Here is a 13,753-nt window from a genome sequence, read left to right as displayed (position 1 = left end):
TCAATACAATAAAAAAACTCCCTATAAAAGGGAGTGACTATTCTTGATTAATCCGTTCGTCTTTCAGTACCGAATACATACCGGCCGCGTCCTCTTTACGAGTGTTTTCTTGCAGATTTTCTACCTTCACCGTTACTAGTCTTTGACCGAATCGAACCACCAGCTCATCACCAATTTTCACATTTGAGCTTGCTTTTGCCTGCTGACCATTAATCGTGATTCTTCCTTGATCTGCTACTTCCTTTGCAAGAGTTCTCCTTTTGATTAATCTGGAAACCTTTAAAAATTTATCTAATCTCATCGTTGTCATAATTTTCACCTCTATAATCCTGCTTTTTTTGCCTGATCCCAAAATTCATCTAGCTCGGCTAATGTAAATTCCGAAAATGATTTTCCGCTTGATTCTACTTGTTCTTCAATAAATTGGAATCTTCTTTTAAATTTCTGATTTGTTCTTTCAAGGGCTTCTTCCGGATAAATGGATAATAAGCGCCCAACATTAACCATAGCAAAAAGAAGATCTCCAAACTCTGAAATCTGCTTCTGTTTATCCTTTTTCGTTATTTCCGCCTGAAATTCCTTCATTTCCTCCAGAACTTTTTTCCATGCTTCTTCCGCCTGATCCCAATCAAATCCAAGCTTGGACGCGCACTTTTGATATTCAAACGCACGAATTAGTGCAGGCAATCCCTTTCCTACCTTATCCAATACAGATTTTTTCGCTTCATGCCCTTTTTCTTGTCCTTTTATTTCACTCCAATTTTTCAATACATCTTCCACATTATTTGCGACTACCTCACCGAAAACATGCGGGTGTCTCCGAATCATTTTATCAGAAATGCCTTCTATTACATCTTCAATGGAAAACATACCTTCGTCTTCCCCAATTTGTGCATGCAGCATAACTTGAAGAAGAACGTCTCCAAGCTCTTCAATAATATGGTCTATATCATCTTCATCTATTGCCTCTAATAATTCATATGCCTCTTCTAATAAATATTTTTTCAAGGTAAGATGTGTTTGTTCCTTATCCCACGGACACCCATTCGGGCCTCTCAAGTCAGCAATGATAGACCGTAATGCAGTAAACTCTTTTAGGGATGTTTCCTTCATTGGAGCAACATAAACACTTGTCAGATTATTGATTTCAACTTGGCGATCCAGTTCATAAAGTGGGATGGTTTTAACCCTTTCCTCCTTTGAGCCTGCTGCTGTTACTATAGAAATCAAATAATCATCTGGATATTTTTCCATTAACGTTAATTTCACATTAGAGGCACTGAATGCATCATATACCTGTCCAATAATGAGATGTTGATTTGTCCGGATATCATCTCTATGTAGATCTGTTCCATCTAAAAGTTGAAATCCCTCAATCGGATCTGCCTTTACAGCTGCAAATAAAGGGTCAATAAAGCTTTGCCCCCCAGCTATGACAATATCAATATTTTCCGCTTTCCCTCTTTCCAGTAATAATTGAACGGTCCTTTCTGCAACCAGCGGATGCCCCGGTACTGCATAAGTAATATCCTCATTACGTGCGGCAGCTAGCAAGTGTTTTGTAATTTCCTCATACACCATCTCAAATTGGTCATTTTGTTCATATACATCATCAAAGCTGGTAAAATGGATCCCTTCTTCTTCCAATTCCCTTACTACAGGGTGTTCTTTCGTTCTTAAAAAAAGCACTTTAGCGCTTTTGACTATTTTATATATTCCTAAAGGAAGCTGATTAATGTCACCCGCTCCCAATCCAATTACCGTTATTTGATTACTCATTCGATCTTATCTCTCCTTATTTGTAAAAATTCGAAAAAGCTTGTCGCCAAATGGAAGAAATGGTACATCCTCTTTCGTAAAAAGTTTGAAGCACGTAATGGAAATGAGATATGCTGCTCCACCAACGATCACTCCTGATAATGCGAGAAAAACACTTGAAGTTCGACTTAAAGAAATGTAATTTTCCCAGCATGTAACCCAAATTTGCAGAACTGCCGTCATGATCAGCGCTGAAACTAGCACCTTTATATAAAATAAAAATGGTAAACGTCCTAATTTTAGTTTATTAAGCTCCTTCATAAAAAGACAGGATATGATTCCAAGAGATAGGACAGTTGCTAATGAAGCACCCAAAGTTCCTAATTTGGGAACGAACATTTGATTAGCAAAAAACTTTAATATAACACCGATTATCATATACACGGCTGGAATATAAACACGCCCGATACCTTGTAAAATTCCAGTTACCGTTAATATGATGGAACTAAAAAGAATGGATATAGAAAATACGGCTAATACTAGGGAGCCATAATCGTTTTTAAAAAGCATGATATTGGTTGGCTGAATAATATTGATTAATCCAACGGTGGAACCTATTCCGACAATAAAGCTAATTTTTATGGCGATACTTACCTTTTCCTTTAAAATAGATAAATCCCCGTTTTTATATGCTCCAGAAATTACCGGCACTAATGTTAAGGAAAGGGATGTCGCAACAATCGTTCCTAATTGTAATAATGGCTGCCCACGGTCATATATCCCTTTTAACGTCTTGGCATCACCAAAGGATACGCCTGACTTTGTTAATAGGGCATAAATATTTAAGGAATCAACTAATTGAAATAAAACAAGTAGCATTCCACTTATACAAATCGCCAAGCCTTGCAGTAAGAAGGTTTTTCCTAATTTGACTTGTGTGTTCCCAACTCGCAGTGGATGCTTATTTTTATATCGAAACAGGAGCAAGACTAGTAATAATAAAGATACCACTCCACCCGCTATCGACCCAATTAGTGCTCCTTCACCTGCAACATAAAGGGAATATCCTCTTCTTACTAAAAAAAAGGTCAGAAGTAAAATAGACGTTACCCTAATAAATTGTTCCGTTACTTGTGATACTGCAGTAGGAAGCATATTTCCTCTCCCCTGAAAAAAGCCTCTTATAACAGAGATAAACGGCACTAGCAAAAAGGAAAAAGCAATGATTTTTATTAAAGAACTTAATTTTGGATCACCCATTAAATCTGCAAAAAATGATGCACCTATGAAAAAAAGCAAAAATAAAATAATTCCCAGGAAACTTAACAATATGAAAATGGACCGCATCATTTGCTTAACGCTAATATTATTTGAAGCTTCACCTTCGGCAACAAATTTTGAAATAATCACAGGAAACCCATAGGTTGCTAATGCAATCGCGACTCCATAAATTGGATATATTTGTTGATATATGTAAAAACCTACATCTCCTACTATATTTTGAAATGGAACTCGATAAACAGCACTTAGAATTTTTGTGATTGCTGCTGCAATAGTTAAAATAAAAGCTCCTTTAAATAATTTCTTAGAATCCTCTTGAGGCAAATTCTTCTACCTTCCTATACTAAAATATGTCGTATTATAGCATATCATATGGAAGGGGAAAAATAACAAGAGTTGTTTTCGGATCGCTTTTCGTCATTTGTGATGGCTTTTTCTTAAACTTTATTGCTTTTGTAAAAGAAAAATCTTATAAACTTCTTCATCCACTTAAGAATAGGTACCCTTTTTCCAAAAAAAGAAGAAGCAGGATATCTTTACCTGCTTCCAACATTTTGCAGAGTTTTATTGCTCCATTTGTCTTGCTAGGAATCCTGCAGCAGTCTCTGTTGCTTTTTGTTCCACTTCACCCATTGTGCGTTCTTTCGAGAAAATAACTACCGCACCAATCGGATCGCCATTTGCAACAATTGGAGAAATAGTGTAGGACGAAAGCTCTTCTTCGTAACCATCTACGAGTGATGCTTGTCCCTTATTGGTAACAAGTACAGGGTTACGATCCTCCATGGCCTTTTCAATAACTTCCCCAATATTTTTATTTAAGTAGTCCTTTTTGGATCCACCTGCCACTGCAATCACAGCATCTCTGTCACAAATTAAAACTTGGCTAGTTAAGCTGTCATACAATGCCTCTGCATATTCCTTCGCAAAATCGCTTAACTCACTGATTGGAGAATATTTTTTTAATATGACTTCTCCATCCCGATCAACAAAAATCTCCAAAGGATCCCCTTCACGAATACGTAACGTTCTGCGAATTTCTTTTGGAATTACAACTCTTCCTAAATCATCAATACGACGAACTATTCCAGTTGCTTTCATCTTATGTTGCCTCACTTTCATCAGATGATTTTAATCGGCATTTTACTGCCTGATTTGTAAATGAATGAATCTTTTACCAACGTTGTCATTAGTATCTTTCATCTAGGAAGTTCTATACATATGAGTTATTTTTTCTTACAATGTATCTTTACCTCCATAAAATAGAAAATAAACCATCAAGTTGGATAAAAAAGGGAAAACACCACAACTTATAGGCTGTGATGTTCTCCAAACATTGTTATCCGACATGTTCTGTTTGCTTACTTGCATATTTCAATTCTTTTACAATATCCATAATAATGGAAAGCCATTTTTCTTCTGGGATTCCTTTGATATTCAAAGTAATTTTTAATTTATTTCCGTCCATTCCAAAGCCTACCGCACGGCCAAATCTATTACAAACCTCTACAACCCTTGGTCCATCTATATTCTGTGTTCCTTTTTCCGAAACAAGGACGGATATTGTCTGTTTGGCTTGCTTAACTGAATCTAGACTAGCCTCTATTGCAAATACCTTCATTTCAGAAATCATAAACAAATATTCGACCTGAACAGGATACTCTCCATAACGATCGATCATTTCTTCTTTTAATTCCTCTAATTCGTCTAACGATTCAATAGCTCTAAATCGTTTATACATTTCAATTTTTTGATGACCGTCTGCAATATACGTATCTGGAATATAAGCATCTATTTCTAAATCAATCTCAAAAGGTACTTTCTTGTCTTGATCCTCCGTACCCCTTCTTTCTTCAATCGCTTCTTTTAACATTTGTGAATATAAATCAAAGCCAACGGAGTCAATAAATCCATGTTGTTGAGCGCCGAGGATATTCCCTGCCCCTCTTATCGATAAATCACGCATGGCAATTTTGAAACCAGAACCGAGTTCCGTAAACTCCTTGATTGCTTGAAGTCTCTTTTCCGAAACCTCCGTTAGCACTTTATCTTTACGATAGGTGAAATAAGCATATGCAACACGATTAGATCGTCCAACACGTCCGCGCAGCTGGTATAATTGGGACAATCCCATACGGTCAGCATCATACACAATTAATGTATTAACATTTGGAATATCTACACCAGTTTCGATAATAGTAGTTGTAACAAGAACATCATATTCTCCTTCTAAAAAGCTTAAAATAACAGATTCCAGTTCACTCTCTGTCATTTGGCCATGTGCATAGGTTACACGGGCATCCGGGACAAGGGTTGATATTTCCTCTGCTTTTCTTTCAATATCCTCTACACGGTTATATAAGAAATAAACCTGACCATTTCTGGCTAATTCCCTCTCAATTGCCTCTCGCACAAGATGCCCATTATATTCCATGACATACGTTTGAACAGGGAAACGATTTTCAGGCGGAGTCTCAATAACGGATAAATCCCTAACCCCTAGCATGGACATATGTAATGTCCTAGGGATCGGAGTTGCAGTCAACGTTAAAACATCCACATTTGTTTTCATTTGTTTAATTTTTTCTTTATGTGTAACTCCAAATCTTTGTTCTTCGTCAATAATTAACAAGCCAAGATTATGAAACTGTACATCCTTCGATAAAATGCGATGGGTACCAACAACAATGTCTACTGTTCCATTTTTCAAGCCTTTGGTGGTTTCTGTTTGTTGTTTTTTTGTTCTAAATCGACTCAATAACCCTACGGAGACGGGATAATCCTGAAAACGTTCCTTCATCGTCTCATAATGCTGTTGAGCCAATATAGTCGTTGGAACAAGAAAGGCTACCTGTTTTCCATCCATAATGGCTTTGAATGCAGCCCGAATAGCAACCTCTGTTTTTCCGTAGCCAACATCTCCGCACAATAAACGATCCATCGGACGTTCTCTTTCCATATCGCGTTTGATTTCCAGAATAGAACGCAGTTGATCCTCTGTCTCTTGATATGGGAAGGCTGCTTCAAACTCTCTTTGCATATCACCATCAGGCGAAAAGGCATATCCCTTCGCTGCTTCTCGTTCTGCGTACAGTTTAATTAAATCATCTGCAATGTCTTGAACAGAGGATTGGACCTTTTTCTTAACCTTCTTCCACTCCGTACCACCCAATTTATATACTTTAGGCTCTTTCCCTTCGGAACCTACATATTTTTGTACAAGATCAATTTGTTCGACAGGAACATAAAGCTTATCGGTCCCTTGATATTTAATATGTAAATAATCTTTATGGACCCCATTAATGACAAGCGTCTCAATTCCTAAATATTTTCCAATACCATGATTGACGTGAACAACATAGTCACCTATTTTTAATTCTGAATAGCTTTTAATTCTCTCCGCATTTGATAGCTTTTGTTTCCGAGGAGCTTTTTTTGTCTTTTTATTGAAAAGCTCTTCTTCAGTAATCACTGCAAGCCTCTGCATCGCAAGCTCAAATCCGGTGTTAAGGTTTCCTTGAATAACTTGAACATGGCCCGGTAATAGCTTGTTAGAATCTTCTACTACTGCCGCTTCGATCTCATAATCCTCTAACACACTATGTAACTTTGAAATGCGTCCTTCATCTGTTGCTAGAAAGACGACGGTAAAGTTCCCCTTCCTCCAGCGCTCCATTTCAGTCTTTAACACATGCATTTGACCATGAAAGTTTTGCATTTGCTTACAAGTTATATTCACAATGTTTTGCGGATTTGTATTCGGAATATGTCGTAAAAACAAGGATAAGTATAGTCTTGGCAAGTTTGCTTGAATTAATAGCTTTGTTAAATTGTGGGATACTTCCAATCCGTGCACAATTTGACCTTCCTCTAAAAGGGAAGTAAACCATTCCGCCTCCTCATTCTCTAAGCGGTCATTCATTTCCTGAATACGACTATATTCATCTAGTATGACAAGTCCTTTTCCATCTAAATAATCTAGTAAACTTGCAGGTTTCATGTATGCTAATGAGAGAAATTTAAAGAATTGTTCAGGTTTTTGTGCATTTTTTAAGGTTTCAATTGCATATCCAATATTTTGTGTTAAAAGCTCCTTTGAATTTGCACTTTTCACCTTTTTGAGAGTTTTAGAGAGCTCCTTTTCCAGTCGGTCTGCCATTATTACTAATGTATCCGAGTCAATAGGCGTTTCTGTTGCAGGTCCAATTAAAATATCATTCCTTTTCTCAATAGACCGCTGATCTTCTACAGAAAAAGTCCTTATCGAATCCACTTCGGTATCAAATAATTCAATACGAATTGGGTTTTGCTCTGTTAAAGGATAGATATCTAAAATACCCCCGCGTAAGCTAAAATCCCCCGGGGCACCAACCATATCATTCCTATCATATCCCATTGCAATAAGAGATTCTAAAATAGATTCAAGGTCTATATCCTTTCCAACTTCAAAAGCTAGCTGATACTTTTTCCAAAGGTCTACTGAAGGCAGAACTTTCCGCAATCCTGCCATAGGAACAATAATAATCCCCTTTTTCTTCGATACAAGAAAATTTAGAGTTTCGATGCGCTGGGCCATTAATTCTGGGCTTGCTATTCCTATTTCTGCAGCAATGAGTTCATTTGCGGCATATAAATATACGAGATCTTCATCGACTAATTGTGATAAATCATCATATAATTTCTGAGCTTGCAAAAGATTATATGTCACAATTACAATGGATTGATTCGACTTTTCAAAGATAGATGAAATAAAGACGGTCCTGGAGGATCCGGACAAACCCGCTACCAGTTGTTCCTTTAAATTCCCTTCAATACCAGTAATGACCGATTGAACTTCATCCTGTTGCAAAATAATTTGCTTTAATCCCTTCAATCAATAGCCCTCCTTTCTTAAATAACTATTATGGACTATATGAAACAATTACTTTTTTTATAAAGAATGTTTTGATATAAGTGCAGAAGCATCTTTTTACAAAACTCGATATTAATTTAGATTTACTATACTATTAAAAACAACATAGTTTATGCCAGGAACCCTATAAAAACAAGAAACAGAAAAATGCTTTGGATTCTCTTCCAAAGCGGACTAGTGAATCAAATAATCATATGCATGTAATTCAGGATTACTTGTAAGTGCTTCTTGGCAATCCTCACAAATCGATTTTATATGAATGTTACCATTTGATTCATAGGAAATCATGTCTTGGCGTTCCTCATTTGTTAATGTATTTAAACCAAGATGGTCTGCATGGATGGACAAATTATCTAAGATCCCCATGTTGGTTCCACAATGACGGCAAAAATAATGTATCGCCATTCTTTTGCCTCCTTATCATAGCTTTTTTAATAGTATGAACCGGTTGATAAGGAGTTATTCGTGCGAAATTAATTATTGCTGTTTTCTCATTAATTATTGCTTTACGTCATCTGTAATAAATCCTAATCAGGCTTGGCTTTGGGGCATCTTTTCTTATAAGTTTTAATTCCAACCAAAATAAAGTTGTAACTGCGTGCTTTCGTATACAAAAGCAACAGGTTAAAATCAGCTATTGGATTTTATACAAAGTTTAAGAAAAGAGCCTTAATTAAATTGATTCATTACTTCTATAAATGGTTTTTCCAGCCATTGTTCACATGCATCTGCTGATTTTTCAATAGCTATTTGAAGGGTCGGCCATTCCTCTTTTTTAAATTTACTTAACACATAATCCGGAACGGACATTCCATTTTCTGGACGACTTATTCCAATACGTATACGATTAAAGGTTTGAGTGCCAACATGTGCAATAGTAGACTTAATTCCGTTATGGCCTCCGGCACTTCCTTTTTGACGTAAGCGGATTTTTCCAGCAGGAAGATCAAGATCATCGTAGATAACCAATAAATCTTCAAGATCAATATCGTAATAATCCATTATCGGTCTAATACATTCTCCCGATAAGTTCATATAAGTTAACGGTTTTAATAGCATAAATTTTTGACCATTTTTATGGATGATGGTATACAGTCCATTAAATTTCGATTGATTTAAGGTGGCACCATACCGATTAGATAATTCATCAATTACCTCAAAGCCAATATTATGCTTTGTTTTATCAAATTGTGACCCGGGATTACCTAAGCCTACGATTAATTTCATTATTTACACCTCAAATTAAATATAACATAAAAAGGACCCTTGCCTTTTTACGTTTAGATTTCATATTTAATATTATACATGGGGATATTTTTTGGAACAAATTTGAAAAGCGAAAGCACCAGTAACACTGGCGTACATGATTTCGTAGTCTTTATCCGAGATAAAGGAAACCATGCTGACGTAGTTCAGGAGCTTGTAAAGTTGGCACTGTAATTAGACAGAGAAACAGGTTCGAAAAGTAAAAGGATTATCCCCACTTATGAAGATAATCCCTTTATGAATGCTATTCGCCTTCCGTTTCCGTTGTTTCTCTTCCTTCAAGGTTTTCCGGCATACCGGATTCCTGCTGTTCTCCAGTACTAATTTCCTCTTCTTGTCTTGGTGGCAAGATGGAGGCGATGGTTTCCTCATCTTCATGATTAATACTAAATGGATAATTACCTCTTATATCAGCAACGGTAATCGTTTCTCCAACTTGAAGGTTGGCCACATCCACTCTTATTGCATCAGGTATATCATTGGGCTTAGCGGTTACCGAAAGTTCGTGAACAGGTTGCTGCAGAACACCGCCATCCTTAACACCAGCACTTTCTCCCACTATTTCAATCCGGACATTTGCTTCTATTTCAGCAGATAAATCGACTGCCAGAAAATCAATATGAACAATGTTTTTCTTTAAGGAATCTTCCTGATACTCGTTTAAAATAACATTTTGCTTCTGTCCCTCGAGATTTAACGATATAACTCCATTTCTTCCTGCTTCTCTAATAGTCTTTGTAAATTCAGCCTCATTAACATAAATAGGTGTATTCTCTATCTTATAGCCATACACAACAGCAGGAATATTACCATTATTTCGAAGCTGCTGAAGCTCTGAATGTTGTTTATTATTTCTTTTTTTTGCTTCCAATACCGCGACCATCCTCTATTCCTCCTATTCTTATGTAAAGAAATCTCCTTATATAAATTCCCTAAATAAATGAAATCTAAACATAGAAATGCAAAAAGCACCTGCCCATCGACGTACTTCCCCTCAAGCTCGACGCAACATTTAGGAAATGCAGCAAGGCAGTTCACGAGCCGGTGAATTTGGCACTTTAACCCTTTAAAACAAGAAGAGAGCCCGCATTTTTTGCAGGCTCTCTAATATTATATTAATCAAATAATGTACTTACAGATTGATTTTCATGAACGCGAATAATCGCTTCACCAAGTAGAGGTGCAACCGATAATTCGACTACTTTATCAATCTTCTTTTCTTCTGGAAGGGTGATGGAATTTGTCACCACTAATTCTTTAATTTTTGAATTTTCAATTCTTTCTATAGCAGGTCCAGATAATACCGGATGTGTACAGCTTGCATACACTTCTTTGGCGCCATTTTCAATTAAAGCATTTGCTGCTAGTGTAATGGTTCCCGCTGTATCAATAATATCGTCGATTAAAATAGCAATTTTTCCTTCAATATTCCCTACGATATTCATTACTTCTGCAACATTTGGACGCGGACGTCGCTTATCAATTATAGCAATCGGTGCTTTTAAACGATCTGCCATTTTACGGGCACGTGTAACACCGCCGTGATCTGGAGAAACAATGACAATCTCATCGTTGAATTTTTTACTCTTGAAATAGTCAGCTAAAATCGGAACACCCATTAAATGATCAATTGGAATGTCGAAGAAGCCTTGAATTTGCGGAGCATGTAAATCTAAAGTAATTACCCTTGTAGCACCAGCTGTTTCAATTAAATTTGCAACTAATTTCGCCGTAATTGGTTCCCGTGCACGAGCTTTTCGATCCTGACGGGCATATCCGTAATAAGGCATTACAATATTAATCGTCTTAGCTGATGCACGTTTAAGAGCATCGATCATAATTAGAAGTTCCATCAATCTTTCGTTAACAGGTGAGCTAGTTGCCTGCACAACATATACATCACACCCGCGAATACTTTCTTCAATGTTAATTTGAATCTCACCATCACTAAAACGGGTTACGGAACATTTACCAAGTTCCACACCGACTACTTGTGCAATTTCTTCCGCCAACTGGACATTTGAGTTTAATGTAAAAATCTTAAGATTTGGGTCAAGATATTGGTTAGACATGATGGACCTCCAATTATTGATTGTGTTTTAGTTTGCTTACATAATTTTCTTTATTTACTTGTCTTGCACGCGCAATAGATAAGCTTTCAGCCGGAATATCATCTGTTATGGTGGAACCTGCTGCAATATAGGCATTTTTCCCAATTGTTACAGGTGCTACCAAGTTCGAATTACAGCCAACAAATACACCATCTTCAATTTTTGTCAAAAATTTATTTTTGCCGTCGTAATTTACAGTGATAGATCCACAGCCAATGTTTACATCGGCACCGACTTCAGCATTCCCAATATAGCTTAAATGAGAGGCTTTGCTTCCTTTACCGAATTTGGCCTTTTTAATCTCCACAAAATTACCTATTTTTACATTTTCCTCTATTAAAGATTCCGGACGAATATGTGCGAATGGACCAATGTTAACATGAGACCCAATTGAACTTTGTTGAGCCACTGATTGTTTAATATTTGAACCATTTCCAACTTCGCAATCCTTAATCTCTGAATTCGGTCCTATAATACAGTCCTCACCAATAACCGTTTTTCCGGAAAGAATACTCCCAGGCTGTATAATAGTATCCGCGCCAATTACCACATCCGATTCAATATATGTGTTATCAGGATCAATAATGGTAACACCATTACGCATATGAGTTTCATTGATTCTTCTTCTCATTATCCGCTCCGCACTGGCTAATGCAATACGATCATTTACTCCTAATGTTTCATCCATATCATCGGTTTGGTAAGCAGATACTATTTCACCTTGTGATTTTAAGATTTCAATCACGTCCGGTAAATAATATTCATTTTGAGCATTATCGTTTTTTACTTGTTTTAATGCTTCAAAAAGTTTTTGATTGTCAAAGCAAAATACGCCCGTATTTATTTCTTTCACTTTCCGCTCTTCATCGGATGCATCCTTATGCTCAACAATTTTCTCTACATATCCTGCATCATTTCTTATGATGCGTCCATAACCGTCTGGTTTTTCTGTATATGCTGTTAAAATGGTAGCCTTTGCATTTTGCTCCTCATGATGCTTTAATAAAGCCTCAATCGTTTCCGCTTTGATAAGCGGAGTATCTCCACAAACTACAACAGTTGTTCCATTTTCTTTAGATAAATCTTGTTCCGCTTGCATAACAGCATGGGCAGTACCCAATTGTTCTTCTTGAAGGGCATAAAGTGTTTTACCATCTAGCTTTGACTTTACCAAATCTGCTCCATGTCCAATAATGGTGACCATTTTATTAACATTTAGCTTTGATATTTGGTCAACAACATGTTCCACCATTGGTTTTCCGCAGACAGGGTGAAGTACCTTATAAAGCTTCGATTTCATTCTCGTCCCTTGTCCTGCCGCTAAAATAACAGCAAATCGATTTGTCATATTTGGTCCCCCAATAAACCTATTTATCCATAAAAAATATATCTTAAAAAGGAGCGTATTTCAAGGAATCTTCGTGAAGTACATATTATTGTTAAAAAATGAGGAAAGTGGAATCTCAAGATTTGATATTTGAGAATAGAGGCTAGACTTGAGGAAAGGATTGCCGATACCATAATTTTTTCTATTTAATTCTAACAAAAATATATAATAGGCAGAAAAAGAGCCTTACTATTTATTAAGTAGGCTCTAGTTGCTTTATTTCAATTTAAGAAGCACCTGCTTCTTCGAATTCAACTTCCTCTAACTCACCCAATCTATTGTACTCCGTTAATACAGCTTCTTGAATTTTACTGCGCGTATTGGAGTTAATTGGATGTGCAATATCACGAAATTCTCCATCTGGAGTACGTTTGCTTGGCATTGCTACAAACAAACCGTTATTTCCATCAATGACACGGATATCATGAACAACAAATTCATTGTCCAGAGTAATAGAGGCAATCGCTCTCATTCTTCCTTCCGTATTAACCCGGCGCAATCTAACGTCTGTTACTTCCATCCTGTTCACCACCTTTTTCCCTAGATAGAATCTAGTTAATGTATTCAACAGATTTTAGAAAACTCCTTCTTTAATTGTATAATTTTTTAAAAAATTTCATGAGTTCCAGTTTTGTAAAAAAACTAATAGCTTATTGTCCAACATACTAGGACAATATGGACAACAAACTTATAATTTATACGAAAGTTTTCCTTAAAAGTTTCAAAAAGATAGAAAAGCGTAAGCGCAGCAGCTCTTAGCTTACAGATATCGGAATCTCCGACGGAAGATTTAAGAAACACGGCGAGGTAGTTCATGAGTCAATGCCCGCTTATCGTTGGGTGAAAACGTAGAAATCCGTTCGGCGATAGACAAAGATCAAACTTGTGAAATAATTTATGTGATACAAACCTTTTAAATTGTTTATACCAAAAAAAAACAAACCGAATACGGTTTGTTTCAGATTGTAGACAAAAGGGGTTCGGAATGGTCACATTCCGAACCCCTTTTGATTTTGTTCTTACTTTTTTACCTTTTTG

11 protein-coding genes are annotated in these 13,753 nt (G+C 36.5%); all 11 read right to left on the bottom strand.

Annotation, left to right across the window (positions count from 1 at the left end):
• Positions 1–37: 37 nt before the first annotated feature.
• Complete coding sequence (locus AN964_RS20635) at positions 38–301, bottom strand: RNA-binding S4 domain-containing protein (protein WP_055741890.1); 264 nt, start codon at positions 299–301, stop codon at positions 38–40.
• Positions 302–321: 20 nt separating this feature from the next.
• Complete coding sequence (yabN, locus tag AN964_RS20630; RefSeq protein WP_055741687.1) at positions 322–1,779, bottom strand: bifunctional methyltransferase/pyrophosphohydrolase YabN; 1,458 nt, start codon at positions 1,777–1,779, stop codon at positions 322–324.
• Positions 1,780–1,785: 6 nt separating this feature from the next.
• Positions 1,786–3,363 carry a putative polysaccharide biosynthesis protein gene (locus tag AN964_RS20625; RefSeq protein ID WP_235950800.1) on the bottom strand — a complete coding sequence of 526 codons (1,578 nt, stop codon included), beginning with the start codon at positions 3,361–3,363 and terminating at the stop codon, positions 1,786–1,788.
• A gap of 240 nt (positions 3,364–3,603) precedes the next feature.
• The gene (gene spoVT / locus AN964_RS20620) at positions 3,604–4,140 is read right to left on the bottom strand and encodes a stage V sporulation protein T (protein ID WP_055741686.1); all 537 of its coding nucleotides are present in this window, start codon (positions 4,138–4,140) and stop codon (positions 3,604–3,606) included.
• A 238-nt stretch (positions 4,141–4,378) separates the two neighbouring features.
• Complete coding sequence (gene mfd, locus AN964_RS20615; RefSeq protein WP_055741685.1) at positions 4,379–7,912, bottom strand: transcription-repair coupling factor; 3,534 nt, start codon at positions 7,910–7,912, stop codon at positions 4,379–4,381.
• A gap of 213 nt (positions 7,913–8,125) precedes the next feature.
• Entirely contained in the window at positions 8,126–8,356 is a 231-nt protein-coding gene (gene fin, locus AN964_RS20610; RefSeq protein ID WP_055741684.1) for an anti-sigma-F factor Fin, read from the bottom strand.
• A gap of 264 nt (positions 8,357–8,620) precedes the next feature.
• Entirely contained in the window at positions 8,621–9,178 is a 558-nt protein-coding gene (gene pth, locus AN964_RS20605; protein WP_055741683.1) for an aminoacyl-tRNA hydrolase, read from the bottom strand.
• Between the two features lie 283 nt (positions 9,179–9,461).
• The gene (locus AN964_RS20600) at positions 9,462–10,100 is read right to left on the bottom strand and encodes a 50S ribosomal protein L25/general stress protein Ctc (RefSeq protein WP_055741682.1); all 639 of its coding nucleotides are present in this window, start codon (positions 10,098–10,100) and stop codon (positions 9,462–9,464) included.
• 232 nt (positions 10,101–10,332) lie between these two features.
• The gene (locus tag AN964_RS20595) at positions 10,333–11,289 is read right to left on the bottom strand and encodes a ribose-phosphate diphosphokinase (protein WP_055741681.1); all 957 of its coding nucleotides are present in this window, start codon (positions 11,287–11,289) and stop codon (positions 10,333–10,335) included.
• 13 nt (positions 11,290–11,302) lie between these two features.
• Positions 11,303–12,676 (bottom strand): bifunctional UDP-N-acetylglucosamine diphosphorylase/glucosamine-1-phosphate N-acetyltransferase GlmU, encoded by a 1,374-nt coding sequence (glmU, locus tag AN964_RS20590; protein ID WP_055741680.1) that lies wholly within the window; start codon positions 12,674–12,676, stop codon positions 11,303–11,305.
• 265 nt (positions 12,677–12,941) lie between these two features.
• Positions 12,942–13,235 (bottom strand): septation regulator SpoVG, encoded by a 294-nt coding sequence (spoVG, locus tag AN964_RS20585; RefSeq protein WP_055741679.1) that lies wholly within the window; start codon positions 13,233–13,235, stop codon positions 12,942–12,944.
• Positions 13,236–13,753 lie beyond the last annotated feature (518 nt).

The organism is Heyndrickxia shackletonii (assembly GCF_001420715.1).
GTDB classification, from domain to species: domain Bacteria; phylum Bacillota; class Bacilli; order Bacillales; family Bacillaceae_C; genus Margalitia; species Margalitia shackletonii.
This window is presented reverse-complemented; position numbering and strand designations above follow the sequence as displayed.